General features: G+C 72.2%; 16 protein-coding genes. 7 read left to right on the forward strand and 9 right to left on the reverse strand.

What is annotated here, in order from left to right; all coding sequences use genetic code 11:
* Positions 1-323: 323 nt before the first annotated feature.
* Together ACWCPM_RS33580 and ACWCPM_RS33585 are read left to right on the forward strand one after the other, a co-directional pair.
* Positions 324-962 (forward strand): hypothetical protein, encoded by a 639-nt coding sequence (locus ACWCPM_RS33580; RefSeq protein ID WP_450980053.1) that lies wholly within the window; start codon positions 324-326, stop codon positions 960-962.
* Between the two features lie 5 nt (positions 963-967).
* The gene (locus tag ACWCPM_RS33585; RefSeq protein WP_450980054.1) at positions 968-1498 is read left to right on the forward strand and encodes a hypothetical protein; all 531 of its coding nucleotides are present in this window, start codon (positions 968-970) and stop codon (positions 1496-1498) included.
* Between the two features lie 25 nt (positions 1499-1523).
* Here the strand turns inward: ACWCPM_RS33585 and ACWCPM_RS33590 are convergent, their stop codons facing one another.
* Positions 1524-1934, reverse strand: coding sequence for a DnaJ family domain-containing protein (locus ACWCPM_RS33590; RefSeq protein WP_450980055.1), 411 nt, complete (start codon positions 1932-1934; stop codon positions 1524-1526).
* A 98-nt stretch (positions 1935-2032) separates the two neighbouring features.
* Between ACWCPM_RS33590 and ACWCPM_RS33595 the strand changes: the two genes are divergently transcribed.
* On the forward strand, positions 2033-2425 hold the full coding sequence (locus tag ACWCPM_RS33595) for a hypothetical protein (RefSeq protein ID WP_450980056.1): 393 nt from the start codon (positions 2033-2035) through the stop codon (positions 2423-2425).
* Positions 2426-2442: 17 nt separating this feature from the next.
* Here the strand turns inward: ACWCPM_RS33595 and ACWCPM_RS33600 are convergent, their stop codons facing one another.
* Both ACWCPM_RS33600 and proP read right to left on the reverse strand, forming a co-directional pair.
* A complete protein-coding gene (locus ACWCPM_RS33600; protein ID WP_450980057.1) occupies positions 2443-3117 on the reverse strand; it encodes an O-methyltransferase in 675 nt (224 codons plus the stop codon).
* Positions 3118-3372: 255 nt separating this feature from the next.
* On the reverse strand, positions 3373-4755 hold the full coding sequence (proP, locus tag ACWCPM_RS33605; protein ID WP_450980058.1) for a glycine betaine/L-proline transporter ProP: 1383 nt from the start codon (positions 4753-4755) through the stop codon (positions 3373-3375).
* Between the two features lie 357 nt (positions 4756-5112).
* Here proP and ACWCPM_RS33610 point away from each other — a divergent pair, with 357 nt between their 5' ends.
* The gene (locus ACWCPM_RS33610) at positions 5113-7176 is read left to right on the forward strand and encodes a bifunctional glycosyltransferase 87/phosphatase PAP2 family protein (protein WP_450980059.1); all 2064 of its coding nucleotides are present in this window, start codon (positions 5113-5115) and stop codon (positions 7174-7176) included.
* On the opposite strand, the gene ACWCPM_RS33615 is transcribed toward ACWCPM_RS33610, so the two are convergent.
* Positions 7153-7596, reverse strand: a complete 444-nt coding sequence (locus ACWCPM_RS33615) for an ATP-binding protein (RefSeq protein WP_450980060.1) — start codon at positions 7594-7596, stop codon at positions 7153-7155. The two genes, ACWCPM_RS33610 and ACWCPM_RS33615, sit on opposite strands and share 24 nt — an antisense overlap.
* Before the next feature lie 92 nt (positions 7597-7688).
* On the opposite strand from ACWCPM_RS33615, the gene ACWCPM_RS33620 reads away from it, so the two are divergent.
* Both ACWCPM_RS33620 and ACWCPM_RS33625 read left to right on the forward strand, forming a co-directional pair.
* Positions 7689-8537 carry a helix-turn-helix domain-containing protein gene (locus tag ACWCPM_RS33620; protein ID WP_450980061.1) on the forward strand — a complete coding sequence of 283 codons (849 nt, stop codon included), beginning with the start codon at positions 7689-7691 and terminating at the stop codon, positions 8535-8537.
* Positions 8497-8775, forward strand: coding sequence for a DUF397 domain-containing protein (locus ACWCPM_RS33625; protein ID WP_450980062.1), 279 nt, complete (start codon positions 8497-8499; stop codon positions 8773-8775). The genes ACWCPM_RS33620 and ACWCPM_RS33625 overlap by 41 nt, the downstream gene beginning before the upstream one ends.
* On the opposite strand, the gene ACWCPM_RS33630 is transcribed toward ACWCPM_RS33625, so the two are convergent.
* A complete protein-coding gene (locus ACWCPM_RS33630) occupies positions 8759-9928 on the reverse strand; it encodes a steroid 3-ketoacyl-CoA thiolase (RefSeq protein ID WP_450980063.1) in 1170 nt (389 codons plus the stop codon). The two genes, ACWCPM_RS33625 and ACWCPM_RS33630, sit on opposite strands and share 17 nt — an antisense overlap.
* Positions 9929-10089: 161 nt before the next feature.
* On the opposite strand from ACWCPM_RS33630, the gene ACWCPM_RS33635 reads away from it, so the two are divergent.
* Complete coding sequence (locus ACWCPM_RS33635) at positions 10090-11346, forward strand: cytochrome P450 (protein WP_450980064.1); 1257 nt, start codon at positions 10090-10092, stop codon at positions 11344-11346.
* A 214-nt stretch (positions 11347-11560) separates the two neighbouring features.
* Here ACWCPM_RS33635 and ACWCPM_RS33640 read toward each other — a convergent pair whose 3' ends face one another.
* From ACWCPM_RS33640 to ACWCPM_RS33655, 4 genes are all read right to left on the reverse strand, one after another.
* Positions 11561-11977 carry an aggregation-promoting factor C-terminal-like domain-containing protein gene (locus ACWCPM_RS33640; protein ID WP_450980065.1) on the reverse strand — a complete coding sequence of 139 codons (417 nt, stop codon included), beginning with the start codon at positions 11975-11977 and terminating at the stop codon, positions 11561-11563.
* A 262-nt stretch (positions 11978-12239) separates the two neighbouring features.
* Positions 12240-13169 (reverse strand): ECF transporter S component, encoded by a 930-nt coding sequence (locus ACWCPM_RS33645; protein ID WP_450980066.1) that lies wholly within the window; start codon positions 13167-13169, stop codon positions 12240-12242.
* A complete protein-coding gene (locus tag ACWCPM_RS33650) occupies positions 13130-14875 on the reverse strand; it encodes an ABC transporter ATP-binding protein (protein WP_450980067.1) in 1746 nt (581 codons plus the stop codon). Before ACWCPM_RS33650 ends, ACWCPM_RS33645 begins: the two co-directional genes overlap by 40 nt.
* A complete protein-coding gene (locus tag ACWCPM_RS33655; protein ID WP_450980068.1) occupies positions 14872-16002 on the reverse strand; it encodes an energy-coupling factor transporter transmembrane component T in 1131 nt (376 codons plus the stop codon). The genes ACWCPM_RS33650 and ACWCPM_RS33655 overlap by 4 nt, the downstream gene beginning before the upstream one ends.
* Positions 16003-16069 lie beyond the last annotated feature (67 nt).

Here is a 16069-nt window from a genome sequence, read left to right on the forward strand (position 1 = left end):
GCCAACCGCTGCGGGCGGACACCCCCCGGCCCGACCCCTTCCCGCCGCGTGCGACCGCGGGTCCCGGGGGGCGGGGGTCCACCCCGGCCCGGACCGCGTGCGACTGCGGCTCCGTTGCGGGCGGGCGTGCGCCCGGGCGCGGTGCCTTCCCGCCGTGCGCGGGTGCGGCGCCGTGCGGGCCGGGGTCCAGACAGCCCCGGTGCGGTTCCGTGTGGGCGGGGGGACGGTTGCGGGGGTGCGGTTTGGGTGGGGGGCGGCGGGCAACCCGGTCAGGGGACCGGCCCGGTGAAGGGTCGGTCGGGTCGAGAACCCGGAAGGTTTTCATGTCCACTGGCTGGATCATTGCTTTGATTGTGATGGTGGTGGCGGTCGCTCTCATCGTGGCCGCCCTGACCCTGCGCGGCCGTGGCGCGGGCGGCGGACGGGACCTGAGGCGGCGCTTCGGACCTGAGTACGACCGGGCCGTGGCCCGGCACGACGGGGACGTCACCGCCGCCGAACGTGAACTCGCCGAGCGTGTGGAGCGGCACGGGAAGCTGCGTGAGCGGCCGCTCGAACCGGCGCGGCGCCAGCAGTTCGAGGCCCGCTGGACGGCCGCCCAGGAGCGCTTCGTCGACTCACCCCAGGATGCCGTGACCGAGGCCGACCACCTGCTCGCCGAGCTCGCCGGGGTCCGGGGCTTCCCGGACGGCGGGCAGTACGAGGAGCGGTACGCCGCGCTGTCCGTGCATCACGCGCACCACCTGCGCGGCTACCGGCGCGTCCACCGCTTCGCCGGCACGCCGGTGAACGGCGGCGCGGACACCGAGGAGATGCGTGCGGCGATGGTCGAGGCCCGCGCCCTCTTCGAAGACCTGCTGCGGGACGACCACCGTGCGCGCCCGTCCGCCGGGCGGACGACGGCCCCCACCGGCCGGCCGCATCTGTCGGCGGTCTTCGGGCGCCATGTGAAGGGGAGTTGAGGATCATGTCCGACGGGACACGGCCGATGGCCGGCGGAGAGCCCGGCCGGAGCGGGCTGCGCGACGATCTCGACACGGCGACGGGTACGGCGGGCGAGGTTCCCGGCGGGATCGGTGGGTCGCTTCGCGCGGGCGCTGTGGCGCCCGGGGGAGTCGGGGCCCGTGAGAAGCGGGAGACCCATGAGGCTCGGGGGGCTGCCGCTTCCGAGGTTCCCGGGCGGTCCGCCAGGACCCCGGCCGCTTCCTCGCGCACGGCCCCGCTGCTGCCGGGCGAGGAGACCGGCGGGTTCGAGCAGCGGTTGCAGCGGTCGGTCGCCTCGTTCGTGGACGGGCCGCGAGCCGCCGTCGAGGAGGCGGACCATGTGCTGGAGGAGCTCGCGGACCGGTTCACGGAGGCCGTGACGCAGAGGCGCCGCACCCTGCGCAGGGCCTGGGAGTCGACCGACGAGGCCACCTCGGCGACGTCCGACACCGAACAACTCCGTCTCGCCCTGCGGGACTACCGCGAACTCGCGGAGCGGCTGCTGAGCCGCTGACGGGTCCGGTCAGCCGCTGACAGGGTCAATCGGCCGCCGTCCGGGTCTCCCGCCACCGGCGTACGACGTCGTCCACGTCGTACGGCTTCATGCCCAGCGGGGGGCCGGGCGGCGGCTTGAACATGACGTCGCGGATCTTGACGTTGACGTCCTCGACGATCTTTCGCACCAGCCGCTCGGAGGGGGCCGCCATCGCGGCCAGCAGCGCGTCCTCGGCCTCCTTGCGTAGGGCGAGGGTGGGGGGCAGCACGGAGAAGCCCTCGCGGGCCATCTTGCGCTTGATCCACCACTGCTCGTCGTAGGTGCCCTCGATCTCCTTCGGCAGTGGCTTGCCCGCGCCCGGCAGATGGGCGAAGTCGCCACGCGCCTCGGCGTCCCGGATCTGTCTGTCGGTCCAGGATTCGAAGCTGACACCGGGTGGCTTTCGCTCGGTCATGAGGCCATTGTGCCGGACGCCGCCGCGCCGGGCGATTTATCATGCGGCGGCGGCAGGCCAACCTGGCTTCCGTATCTGGACGTTGCAAGGGAGCCCTCGTGATCGAACTGACCATGGCCACCGTCTCCGGGGCGGACGCGGGTGTCACGGCCGGCATGATCATGGCCGACGCGCCCAGCGAGCCGGGAACGGTGCTGAGGGTGGGCCGGGACAAGACCGTGTGCCGGCTCGCGACGCCCGACGACTGGCTGTTCGTCTCGCGCGTGCACCTGGAGTTCCTGTGCGGGCCGGACGGCGACTGGCACGTGAGCTGGCTGCGCGGCTCGCAGCCGGACCCGTCCTCCGAGGTCCGGCTGGTGTCCGGCGAGTACACGCAGCCGCTCGCCTACGGCGGCACGATGCCGCTGCCCAGGGGCGGCAACGGCGAGATCGTCATCCAGGACCGCACCGGCCCGCGCAGTGTGAACGTGGGCTACTACCACGAGGTCTGAGCGTCGGCGCGGTCCCTTCAGCCGAGGACGCGCGCCAGGGCGAAGCCGTCGTAGCCCTTGGCGCCGACCGTCTGGATCGCCGTGCCGGACAGCCTCGGGTGGGAACCGATGAGTTCGATGGCGGCGCGGGTGCCCTGGATGTCGGGTGCGGAACTGTCCGCCGCTTCGACGACCCGGCCGCCCCGGACCACGTTGTCGACGACGATCAGGCTGCCCTCGCGCGTGAGCCGCAGCGCCCACTCCACGTAGTGGGCGTTGTTGGCCTTGTCGGCGTCGATGAAGACCAGGTCGAAGGGCGGGGGGTTCTCGTCGGCGAGCTGCGGCAGGCAGTCCAGGGCCGCGCCGACGCGTACGTCGACGGCCTTGTCGAGGCCGGCCCTGGCGATGTTGCGGCTCGCGACCTCGGCGTGCTTCGGGTCGTGCTCCAGCGTGACCAGGCGGCCGTCCGCCGGGAGGGCGCGCGCCAGCCAGATCGTGCTGTAGCCGCCGAGCGTGCCGATCTCCAGGATGGCGCGGGCGCCCTGCAGTTCGGCGAGGAGCTGGAGGAGTTTGCCCTGGCTCGCGGTGACGCCGATCGGGGGCAGACCGGCCGCGTCGCTGTCCCGCAGGGCCGCCTGGAGGGCCTCGTCGTCGCGGGCGAGGTGGGTCGTGAAGTACGCGTCTACGGTGTTCCAGGTCTGAGACTCGCTCATGCGCTGTGCCTCTCGTAAGACGGGTCGAAGTGGCCGTACGAGAGTTTCACGCATGCACGGCGCGCGGCCCGTCACTCACGGACGGGAAGGGGACGTGTCGGTGCCTCGACCGGGCGGCCACCGAGGCCACGTGTCGGCAGGGCCTCATCCGGGGAACGGCGTCTGCCGTGGGACGTCCACCGTGGCGCTCCAGGGCGACGGGCCCCTGCCGCGGTGTCGCAGGGGCCCGTTCGCGGACCGTGAGGTGAAGGCCCGTCAGCGTTCCCCGGGCTCCAGCGCGGGGGCCGATCCCGGAAGTGGGCGGCCCGCCGACTCGGTCATGAACCACACCGCCACGCCGCCGACCACGGCCGCGGCCATCATGTAGTAGGCGGGCATCATCATGTCGCCGGTCGCGCCGATCAGGGCCGTGACGACCAGGGGGGTCGTGCCGCCGAAGAGGGAGACCGAGACGTTGAAGCCGATGGAGAGGGAGCCGTAGCGGACCCGGGTCGGGAAGAGGGCCGGCAGGGCCGACGGCATCGCCGCGGTGAAGCAGACCAGCAGCAGGCCGAGCGCGCCCATGCCCAGGCCGATGGCCAGGAGGCTGCCCTGACGGATCAGCAGCAGGGCGGGGATCGAGAGGAACAGGAAGCCCGCGCAGCCGACGGCGATGACCGGACGGCGGCCGACGCGGTCGGTGAGGGCCCCCGTGAACGGCTGGGCGATCATCATCAGGGCCATCACGGCGAGGACGACCAGCAGTCCGTGCGTCTCGTCGTAGTGCAGCTCACTGGTGAGGTAGCTCGGCATGTACGACAGCAGCATGTAGTCGGTGACGTTGAAGACCAGGACCAGGCCCATGCACAGCAGCAGCGCCCTCCACTGGCCCGTGACCATCTCGCGCAGCGGCACCTTCGGCCGCTCCGTCTCCGCCTTCTCGACCTCCGCCGCGAACGCCGGGGTCTCCTCCAGGCGCATCCGCAGGTAGAGGCCGACGATGCCCATCGGGCCCGCGATCAGGAAGGGGATCCGCCAGCCCCAGGACAGCAGGTCCTCGGAGGAGAGCAGCGCGGTCATCAGGGTGACCAGGCCCGCGCCGCCGATGTAGCCGGCGAGCGTGCCGAACTCCAGCCAGCTGCCGAGGAAACCGCGCCGCTTGTCGGGCGCGTACTCGGCGATGAAGGTGGAGGCGCCGGCGTATTCGCCGCCCGTGGAGAAGCCCTGTACGAGGCGCGCGGCGAGCAGCAGGATCGGTGCGCCGACGCCGATCGCGGCGTACGACGGGATCAGGCCGATCGCGAACGTGCCGACGGCCATCATGATCATCGTCAGCGCGAGGACCTTCTGGCGGCCGACGCGGTCGCCCAGCGGGCCGAATACCAGGCCGCCCAGCGGGCGGACCAGGAAGGCCGCGGCGAAAGCCCCGAAGGTGGACAGGAGCTGTGCCGTCGGACTGCCGGACGGGAAGAAGACCTTGCCGAGCGTCACCGCGATGTAGCTGTAGACACCGAAGTCGAACCACTCCATGGCGTTCCCGAGCGCCGCCGCCTTCACGGCTCGCCGGACCAGGGCGGGGTCGGTGACGGTGGGGTCCTGTACCGGGGGGCGGGTACGGGCGGGGATCGGATGCGGTGCGGCCGCGGTGGCACTCGACAAGACTTCGCTCGCCTGCCTTTCGACGGGGACTGGGACGGGCCCATGCGGCGACGCCGCCAGCAGGCCGAAAGCCGACCATAGGAGGTCTTGTCCCGATTACGCAGGGTGGTCATTTCGGCGCATTGCGCAGGTAAATGTGCCGTGTGCAGGCAAGTCGGCCGACGATCGCCCGGCGTCCCGGCTCGCGCTTTGTGATCCATCTCGCGCTCGGCCGGAGCAACCCGGCACCCCTCCCACTATCGTCTTCCGGACAAAAGGAGAGCGGACTTCAGGTGAACCGCAGGTTTCCTGCGTCCTGTCTCCCGGGGGCGGTGCGACCACGGTGCGCGGATCGATGGGGCGGGAGGCCGACGAGGCGTGGCGAACGCGGAACACAGCGGAAGACCGGCAGGCGGTTTCGGAGCGACGGCGGGCGCACGACTGCGCGCCGCGCGCCTGGCCCTGTGGCTGGTCGCCGCGATCCTCGGCATACGGCAGACCGCCGTCGTCCTCCGCACCCCCCGGGGCGAGCGGCTGACCGACCTGGAGACCTGGGTCGGTCCCGGCGGCGTGCTGCACGTGGAGGGCTCGCTCTACGACTCCACCCGCTTCACCGGCACCCCTTTCGGTGGCCTGGTGCTCAAGCCCCTGACGCGCGCGGCCGAGCAGACCCTCGGCTGGGGCTGGACCTTCGGCACGCTGCTGCTGGTCGTCGTGCTCGGCCTGGTCGCCGCCCGCGCCCTGCCGCGCCCCGTCAGCCGTCGGACGGCGCTCGTCGCGGCGCCCGTCGCGATCTGCCTGCTGATGCTGTCGCTGCCGGTGCGCAACGCCTTCTGGCTCGGTCAGACCAGCATCATCCCCGTCCTGCTGGTACTGCTCGGCTGCTTCGCCGTACGCGGCGAGCGCGCGGGCGGAGCGCTGATCGGCGTCGCCGCCGCCCTCCAGCCGACCCTGCTGCTCTTCGCCCCGCTCCTGTGGTTCACCGGCCGACGGCGCGCCGCGCTGTCGGCGGGCGGCACCTTCGCCGCGGGCACCGCGCTGGCGTGGTCGGCGATGCCGCACGACTCGTACACCTACTGGGTGCACCACATGGCCGGCGTCGGTCTCGGCGGGCGGGCCGACGACCTCGCCAACCAGTCCCTGCACGGCGCCCTGCTGCGGCTGGGTCTGTCCGGCCCGCCGGAGACAGTCCTCTTCCTGACGCTGGGAGCGGTGATCGCCGCCCTGGGCCTGCGCCGCGCCGTCCGGTACGCCCGCGACGGACAGCTCCTGCTCGCCGTCGCCCTCACCGGCTGCGCCGCCCTCGTCGTCGCGCCGACGGCCTGGCAGCATCAACTCCTGTGGGTGCTGCTCGCGGTGGTCGGCCGGGTCGGCCGGCGCGCCTGCGACCGCCCGGTGTGGCCCGTGGCCGTGGTACTCGTGGTGACGCTCCCGGCGCGGATGCTCTTCCCGGACCTGGCCGTACTGCGTCCGCTGCGCGACAACGTCGTCCTGCTCGCCGCGATCGCCGCCGCCACGGCCGTGCCCTTCCTGTCGCGCACCTCCCCCTGCTACCGCGAGCCCGTCCCCACGCAGTACGCCCGGCCGGTCCCGGCCCGCTGGAAGCGCGTACCGCTGCTGCCCTTCCTGCGCCGGGTCCTGAACCGGCCCAACCTCCTGCTGGAACTGCTGCTCCTCCGCGTCACCTACGCCGCGTACTCGCAGGTCCGGCTGGCGGCCACCGGCGGCACGATATCCGGCGGCCGGGAGCGCGCCGAGGCGCACGGCGAGCAGATCCTCTCCCTGGAGCGGACGCTCCACATCGACATCGAGCACACCCTCAACCACGCGACGGTGAAGGTGGACTGGCTCCGTCAGTTCTTCGACTTCCACTACACGTCGTTCCACTTCGCCGTCCCGCTGGCCGTCCTCGGCCTCCTCTACTGGCGCCGCCCGGTCGACTACCGCTGGGGCCGCTCGACGCTCGGCATGACGACCCTGCTGGCGCTGATCGGCTTCTGGCTCTACCCGCTCGCCCCGCCCCGCCTGATGCCGGACTTCGGCATCATCGACACCGTCCATGGCGTCCAGGACTTCTCCCAGCCGGACTACGGCACCTTGACCTCCCTCACCAACCAGTACGCGGCGATGCCCTCACTGCACTTCGGCTGGTCCCTGTGGTGCGGGGTCGTGATCGCGATCGTCGCGCCGAAGGCGTGGATGAAGGCGCTCGGCCTGCTGCATCCGGCCCTCACCGTCGTCGCGATCGTCGTGACCGGCAACCACTGGGTGCTGGACGCGGTGGGCGGCGCGCTCGTGGTGGGCGCGGGCTTCGGACTGGTGTATCTGTTCCAGGGGCCGCGAGCGCGGGCGGTGCCGCCCCCCGCGGCCGGCCCCGAGCCGGAGCCTCGGCCGCACGCCGGTGCCGGACACGGCGGATCAGCACTCCCACCCCGTGCTTGAGGAAGGAGTCCCGCATTCGAACCAGACGGTCTTTCCGCCGCCGGCCCCCGGCTCCACCCCCCACTTGTCCGCCAGCGCGTCGAGCAGCATCAGCCCTCGGCCGCACTCCGAGTCCGGCGACACGGTGCCGGCGGGCACGGGGATCCGGGCCGAGCCGTCCGACACCTCCACCCGCACGCCCGTGCCCAGCCGCAGCACGAGCAGCACGCAGCGCCGGTCCAGGACATGCCGTACGACGTTGGCGACCAGTTCCGTGACACCGAGTTCCACGGCGTCGGTCAGCTCCGCCATGTCCCACTCCGTCAGGAGCGAGCGGACGATACGGCGGATGTGCCGCGCGGAGTGCTCGCCCACGGTGATGCTCATGCGGTACTGGACGGGGCGAGGGGCCAGGTGGGCCGGGGGAATGTGTTCGTTCACGCTACGAGGCTGGCCAGCGCTGACTACTCTGGGCAACGAACTGGATACAACACGTGCCCTGGTGGGCGGAGTTGCGTGAGAGGGGACCGTGCGTGACCCACATCAACGTCCTCGACCCCGGTGCGTCGCCGTTGGACTACTACGGCTACGAGCTGCGGCGTTCCCGGGAAGCCGCCGGTCTGACCCAGCGGCAGCTCGGGGAGATCATCAACTACACGGGTTCCCTGGTCGGTCAGATCGAGACCGCCCGCAAGCTCCCGACCCCGGCGTTCAGCGAACGCGTGGACGCGGCCCTGGGGACCGGCGGTCTGCTCTCCCGGCTGACCGAGTTGGTGCTGCGCAGCCAACTCCCGGCGTGGTTCCGCCAGACGGCGGAGCTGGAGGCGCGGGCCGTCGAGATCTGCGCCTTCCAGACGCACATGGTGCACGGCCTCCTCCAGGCGTCGGCCTACGCCCGGGCGGTGCTCGGCGCGCTGGACCGGAGCAACCTCGACGACCGCACCGCCGTGCGTCTCGCCCGCCAGCGCATCTTCGAGAAGGAGGAGCCCCCGGTCTTCTGGGCGATCCTCAGCGAGGCCGCGCTGTACCAGCGGATCGGCGGTCCCGAGACCATGCGGGGCCAACTGGACCGTCTGTTGGCCTTCGAAGACGATCCCCGGGTCAACATCCAGGTGCTGCCGTTCTCGGCGGGGGCACATGCGGGCCTCACTGGCTCATTCACCTGCTATCGCTTCCCGAGCGACCCGAGCATCGTCTACACCGAGGGTTATGGCAGCGCGCATCCGACCGCCAATCCGGACACGGTCAAGGACTGTTCGCTCCGATACGATCACCTTCAGGCCGCCGCTCTCTCCCTCGGGGACTCGGCGGAGTTGATCCGGCGTGTGATGGAGGAACGCTATGGCGAGCAACGCGATTCCGACGGTGACCCGGTGGCGTAAGTCCAGTTACAGCAGCGACCAGGGCGGCGAGTGCGTCGAGTGCGCGCCCATCTGCCTGACGTGGCGCAAGTCGATGTACAGCAGCGACCAGGGCGGCGACTGCGTAGAGATCGCCGAAGCCCCCTGCGCCACCGTCGCCGTACGCGACTCGAAGAACCCCGTCGGCCCCGAACTCACCTTCGGCCCCGCCACCTTCACCACCTTCGTTTCCTGGGCCGGGGCTACAACCGCTGAATGATCGTGCCGGTGGCGAGTCCGCCGCCCGCGCACATCGTCACCAGCGCGAACTCCTTGTCCGTCCGCTCCAGTTCGTGCAGTGCCGTCGTGATGAGCCGGGCGCCCGTCGATCCGACCGGGTGCCCGAGCGCGATCGCACCGCCGTTGACGTTGACCTTCTCCAGGTCCTGCTCGAAGACCCGGGTCCAGCTCAACACCACCGACGCAAAAGCCTCGTTGATCTCGACCACGTCGATGTCCTTGAGGGACATCCCCGCCTTTCCCAGTACCGCGCGGGTGGCGTCGATCGGACCGTCCAGGTGGAAGTGCGGATCGGCGCCGACGAGCGCCTGGGCCACGATCCGCGCCCTCGGCTTCAGCTTCAGCGCACGCGCCATGCGCTTCGAGGCCCACATGATGGCCGCCGCGCCGTCCGAGATCTGCGAGGAGTTGCCGGCCGTGTGCACGGCGGTCGGCATGATCGGCTTCAGCTTCGCCAGTGCCTCCGCCGAGGTGTCGCGCAGCCCCTCGTCGCGGTCCACGAGCCGCCACATGCCCTGACCGGCGTGCTGCTCCTCCTCCGTGGTGGGGACCTGCACGGAGAAGGTCTCGCGCTTGAAGCGCTCCTCCGACCAGGCCCGCGCGGCGCGTTCCTGGGAGAGCAGGCCGAGCGCGTCGACGTCCTCGCGGGTCAGCCCGCGGTGGTTCGCGATGCGCTCGGCCGCCACGAACTGGTTGGGGAGGTCGACGTTCCACTCGTCGGGGAACGGTTTCCCGGGCCCGTGCTTGGAGCCCGACCCGAGCGGTACGCGGGACATCGCCTCGACGCCGCAGGAGATGCCGACGTCGATGACGCCGGCGGCGATGAGGTTGGCGGTCATGTGGGACGCCTGCTGGGAGGACCCGCACTGGCAGTCGACCGTCGTCGCCGCCGTCTCGTACGGCAGGCCCATGGTCAGCCAGGCGGTCCGCGCGGGATTCATCGACTGCTCGCCGGCGTGGGTGACCGTGCCGCCGACGATCTGCTCGACGCAGTCGGCGGGGATGCCGGTGCGGCCGAGGAGTTCGCGGTACGTCTCGCCCAGCAGATAGGCGGGATGCAGATTGGCGAGCGCGCCGCCGCGCTTGCCGATCGGGGTGCGGACGGCTTCGACGATGACGGGTTCGGCGGCCATGAAGGCGGTCCTCTCGTCCAGAACCAGCAACTGATACGTGTTCTAGTTCTGTGTGCAGTCTGCGGACGTGACACGGGTCACCGCAAGGGTCTTGCAGTCTTCGGAGTCCGCCGTTACGTTCACGGCAATTCCTGACTGTTCGTCAGATGGCTGGAGCCGCCATGCCCTGTCCAGCGCTTCCCGAGGGGTTCGACTTCACCGACCCCGATCTGCTGCACCACCGCGTGCCCCTGCCGGAGTTCGCCGAACTGCGCCGCGTCGAGCCGGTCACCTGGATCGCCCAGACCGTGAACCTGGCCGGATTCCAGGACGAGGGCTACTGGGCCGTCACGCGGCACGCCGACGTCAAGTACGTCTCCACGCACCCCGAGTTGTTCTCGTCGACCGTCAACACCGCGATCATCCGCTTCAACGAGCACATCGAGCGCGACGCGATCGACGCACAGCGGCTGATCCTGCTGAACATGGACCCGCCGGAGCACACGCGGGTGCGGCAGATCGTGCAACGGGGCTTCACGCCCCGGGCCATCCGGGCACTGGAGGAGCGGCTGAGGGGCCGGGCGCACGCCATAGTCGAGGGCGCCCGCGCGCACTCCGGGCCGTTCGACTTCGTCACGGAGGTCGCGTGCGAGCTGCCGCTCCAGGCGATCGCCGAGCTGATCGGCGTACCGCAGGACGACCGGGCGAAGCTCTTCGACTGGTCCAACAAGATGATCGCCTACGACGACCCCGAGTACGCCATCACGGAGGAGGTCGGCAAGGAATCGGCCATGGAGCTGATCGCGTACGCCATGAACATGGCCGCCGACCGCAAGCAGTGCCCGGCGCGGGACATCGTCAGCACGCTGGTGGCGGCGGAGGACGAGGGCAACCTCGGCTCGGACGAGTTCGGGTTCTTCGTGCTGATGCTGGCGGTGGCGGGCAACGAGACGACCCGCAACGCCATCACCCACGGGATGCACGCCTTCCTCACCCACCCCGAGCAGTGGGACCTCTACAAGCGGGAGCGGCCCTCGACGGCCGCCGAGGAGATCGTGCGGTGGGCGACACCGGTGGTGTCCTTCCAGCGGACGGCGACACAGGACACCGAGCTGGGCGGCAAGCGGATACGCAAGGGTGAGCGGGTCGGCATCTTCTACGCCTCGGCCAACCACGACCCCGAGGTGTTCGACTCCCCGGACGCCTTCGACATCACCCGTGACCCCAACCCCCACCTGGGCTTCGGTGGCGGCGGCCCCCACTTCTGCCTCGGCAAGTCCCTCGCCGTGCTGGAGATCGACCTCATCTTCAACGCACTCGCGGACGCCATGCCGGACCTGCGGCTGGTGGGGGAGCCGCGGCGGCTGCGGTCGGCGTGGATCAACGGCGTGAAGGAGCTGCGGGTCACGGCGCACCAGGGCGCGACGCCGCCGTCGTGAGCGCGGCGGGGCGGTGGTTCGGGGGCCGGGCGGCCCGGTGCGGCCGGGAAGGCGGCGGGCACACGTGAGGCGGCGGCCCCGGGGATCGGGGGCCGCCGCCGCTTGAGGGGGAGGGCTGGTTCTCGGCACCGGCCGTGGCCGTGGGTGCCGGGGAGCCGGCCGCGCGCGCCTGCGGCCGGCTGTGGGGGCCGAGGGGAGGGCTGAAGGTGCCGGCTCAGTACCAGCCGTTGGCCTGCCAGAAGTTCCAGGCGCCGACCGGGCTGCCGTAGCGGGACTTCATGTAGTCCAGGCCCCACTCGATCTGGGTCTGGGCGTTGGTCTTCCAGTCGGCGCCGGCGGTGGCCATCTTGTTGCCGGGCAGGGCCTGGACCAGGCCGTAGGCGCCGGAGGACGCGTTGGTGGCGTCGACGTCCCAGCCGCTCTCGTGCTCGACGATCTTGCTGAAGGCGTTGTACTGGGCCGCGTCCGGGATCATCTTCTTCGCGATCGCCTGCGCCTGGGTGGGGGAGGCGCCGGGCGCGGCGTGGGCCGGGGCGGCGGAGAACGCCATGCCCGCGGCGGCAGCGGCGACGACGGCACCGGTGAGGGCCTTCTTGGGGGCGGCGATGCGGCGAAGGATGGAGACGGACACTGGCGAACCTTTCCTCGGGGGCAGGGACGTCGCGGCACACCGGAACCACGCGATGCGTGGCGGGAGGTGTGTCGGCGCCGAGGCCCTGTGGGCTTGTCGGTGCCTTGCGACGTCATCCAGAGAAGCAGCCGAGCGAAGTGTCCGCAATGACCGCTTTTACTAGTTGCGGCCGCATTCGGGGGAAAGGTCGTCTGTGTGACGTGGGTCTCAAAGTGCAGGTCAGAGGGCCTGACGCCGCGTGCATGACAGGCTTGCGGATCTACTACCGAGGGTCGTTGGTGACGTGCGTCATGTGGGGTGCCTCACCGCCCGGGTGACCGTCCGCGCCCGGACCCTCACCCAGCGGCGGTGGTGCGGGCGGGTCGAAGGTGACCGGCGTCTCGAAGGCGGCGCGACGGGTGGCCCGGCGCAGTGCCCGCAGGACCGCCGGGCCGAGGGTGACGGTGAGGACGACCGTGACGACCGCCCGGCCCAGGTCCCAGCCGAGGGAGGTGGCCAGGCAGTACGCCAGGAAGCGGGCCAGGTTGGCGGGGACCGCCGCGTCCGGGTCGAAGGCGATGTTCGAGGCCAGCGCGCCCATGAACGGCCAGCCCGCGAGGTTCATGATCGTGCCGTAGGCGAAGGCCGCCAGGAAGCCGTAGCAGCCCAGGAGCAGCACTTCGGCGCGGCCCCGCAGCCTGTCGGGCGCCGGGAGCAGCCCCGCCGCCATCGTGAACCAGCCCATGGCCAGCATCTGGAACGGCATCCACGGACCCACCCCGCCGGTGAGCAGCGCCGACGCGAACATCGTGATCGCCCCGAGCACGAACCCGAACCCCGGCCCGAGCACCCGTCCGCTCAGCACCATCAGGAAGAACATCGGCTCGATGCCCGCGGTGCCGGCGCCGATGGGCCGCAGCGCCGCACCCGTCGCCGCCAGCACACCGAGCATGGCCACGGCCTTGGGGCCGAGGCCGGACTCCGAGATCGTCGCCGCCACCACTGCCATCAGCAGCACCAGCAGACCCGCGAACAGCCACGGCGCGTCCTGGGCGTGCGCCGCCACCTGGGAGGTGGGCGGCGCGAGGAACGGCCAGAGGAAGGCGGCGCCGCCGACCGCGCTGGTCAGGGCGAGGGCGACGAGGGAACGTGGGCCGAGGCGTACGGGACCGGTCACGACAGCGCCTCCCTGACCTGGGGCACCGTGAGCCATCGTTGTGGAGCCAGGATCTTGGTGACCTGCGGGGCGAAGGAAGGGGACGAGACGACCACGTCGGCCGTCGGACCGTCCGCGATCACCTCGCCGTCGGCCAGCAGGACCACCCGGTGGGCCAGCTCGGCGGCGAGTTCGACGTCGTGCGTGGCGAGGACGACCGCGTGTCCCTCGGCGGCCAGCCCTCGTACCAGCGTGACCAGGCGGGCCTTCGCCGCGTAGTCGAGGCCCCGGGTCGGTTCGTCGAGGAGCAGCAGCGGCGGGCGGGCGGTGAGCACGACCGCCAGCGCCAGCGTGAGGCGCTGGCCCTCCGAGAGATCCCGGGGGTGTGTGCCGTCGGCGATGCCGGGGAGCAGCTCCGAGACCAGCGCCCGGCAGGTGCCGGGCTCGGCGCCCGCGTCGGTGTCGGCGGCCGCGCACTCGGCGGCGACCGTCTCGGCGTAGAGCAGGTCGCGCGGCTCCTGGGGCACGAGTCCGACCCGGCGTACGAGTTCGGGGGGCGGGGTGCGGTGCGGGGTCGCGTCGCCCACGCGGACGCTTCCCGAGGACGGCCGGACGAGGCCGACCAGGGTGCTGAGCAGCGTGGACTTTCCGGCGCCGTTGCGGCCCATGAGGGCGATCGTCTCGCCGGGGGAGACGGTGAGGTCGACGTGGCGCAGGGCGGGGACGCGGCCGCGGGTGACGGCGAGGGACGATGCCTCTGCGGCGTGGGGGGAGGGCGCGGGGGTGGTTTCGCGTTTGCCCCGGAGCCGGCGGAGGGGGGTGGCGCCCGATGTCCCGGGGGGCGTGGACCGTTCGCGGGTGCGGGTGTGTCGTGGTTGCTCGCGCCCACGCGGCGGCAGCCGCACATCGATCGCAGCCCCGCGCCCCTGAGCGGCGACGCTGTTCCGTCCCTCGAGTTGCTGGCGCAAGCCTCCGGCCCGACGGCGGGCGTCTCGGACCGTCAGCGGCAGGGGGGACCAGCCCGCCAGGCGGCCCAGGTCCACGACCGGCGGGTACACCGGGGAGACGGCCATCATCTCGGCCGGGGTGCCCAGGAGCGGGGCCGCCCCGGGGGCCGGGAGGAGGGCGACCTGGTCGGCGTACTGGACGACCCGCTCCAGGCGGTGCTCGGCCATCAGGACCGTCGTACCGAGGTCGTGCACGAGGCGCTGGAGTACGGCGAGCACCTCCTCGGCGGCGGCCGGGTCGAGCGCCGAGGTCGGCTCGTCCAGGACGAGCACGCGCGGGTGCGGGGTGAGGACCGAGCCGATCGCGACGCGCTGGCGCTGGCCGCCGGAGAGGGTGGCGATCGGACGGTCGCGCAGATCGGCGAGGCCGAGCAGGTCGAGGGTCTCCTCGACGCGGCGGCGCATCACGTCCGGGGCCAGGCCCAGCGACTCCATGCCGTAGGCGAGTTCGTCCTCGACCGTGTCCGTGACGAAGTGGGCGAGGGGGTCCTGGCCGACCGTGCCCACGACGTCGGCGAGTTCGCGCGGCTTGTGGGTGCGGGTGTCGCGGCCGGCGACCGTGACCCGGCCGCGCAGGGTGCCGCCCGTGAAGTGCGGGACCAGGCCGCTGACCGCGCCGAGCAGGGTGGACTTGCCGACCCCGGACGGGCCGACGAGCAGCACGAGTTCACCTTCCGGGACCTCGAAGTCGACGCCTCGGACGGTGGGTTCGGCCGCTCCGTCGTAGGTCACGGAGACGTCCTCGAAGCGGATCATGAGGGCTTCTCCTCGGGTTCCTCGGCGGCGGCTCGTCCGGACGCGGGCGGCTCGGGGGTGGGGGTGACGAACGCCGGGAGCAGACCGAGGAGTACGGCCGCGGCGGGCCACAGCGGCAGGGTGGGGGCGACCAGCGGGATCACGCCCGGGTGCAGGGCCGCGGGGTCCGCGGAGGCGGCGAGGGTCAGCAGGGCGGCGACCGCGACACCGGAGACGGCCACCAGGCAGGAACGGGCGTTCCAGGAATCGGGGCGGTAGCGGGTGCGGGGGGTGCGCCGGCCGCCCAGCCAGAGACCGGCGAGCGCGGCGGCGAGGCCGGCGAGCAGGACGGGCAGCCCGTAGGTGCCGCCCTCGGCGGTCAGCAGCCCGTACGTTCCCGCACAGACGCCCAGCAGGCCGGTGAGGGTGAGGACGGCCGTCGTACGGCGGACCGCGGTCGGCACCTGAGCCGTACGGCCGTAGCCGCGGGCGTCCATGGCGGCGGCGAGCGCCACGGAGCGTTCGAGGGCGCCTTCCAGGACGGGCAGGGCCACCTGGAGCAGACCCCGCAGGCCTGAGTCCGGACGGCCGCGCAGACGGCGGGCGGCGCGCAGGCGCTGGGCGTCCGCGATCAGGTGCGGGGCGAAGGTGAGCGCCACGACCACGGCCACGCCCATCTCGTAGAGGGCGCCGGGGAGGGACTTCAGGAGGCGGGTGGGGCTGGCGAGGGCGTTGGCCGAGCCGACGCAGATCAGCAGCGTGGCCAGTTTCAGACCGTCGTAGAGGGCGAAGACGAGGGTCTCGGCGGTGACCCGGCCCCCCAGGCGGATGCCCTGCGCCCAGTCGGGGAGGGGCACTTCGGGGAGGGTGACGAGGGTGTGCGAGCCGGGAAGGGGGGAGCCGAGGACGACGGCGAAGACCAGGCGGACGAGCAGGACGGCGAGGGCGAGCTTGACGAACGCGCCATAGGAGCGGGCCCAAGGGGTGTGGGGGCGGCGGGTCGTGACGACGTAGGCCGAGACCGTGACGAGGAGGGCGAGCAGGAGGGGGTTGGTGGTGCGGGTGGCCGCGATGCCCAGGGCGAGCGCCCACAGCCACCAGGCGCCCGCGTGGACGGGCGCGGGCTGCCGGTGCCGGGGGACGGGCACGTCGCCGCGCGCCGGCCGGGGCGACGGTTCGGGCTCCTGCCGCCCGGCGGCCGACCCCACCCGCGGC

Source organism: Streptomyces sp. NPDC002309 (assembly GCF_053593375.1).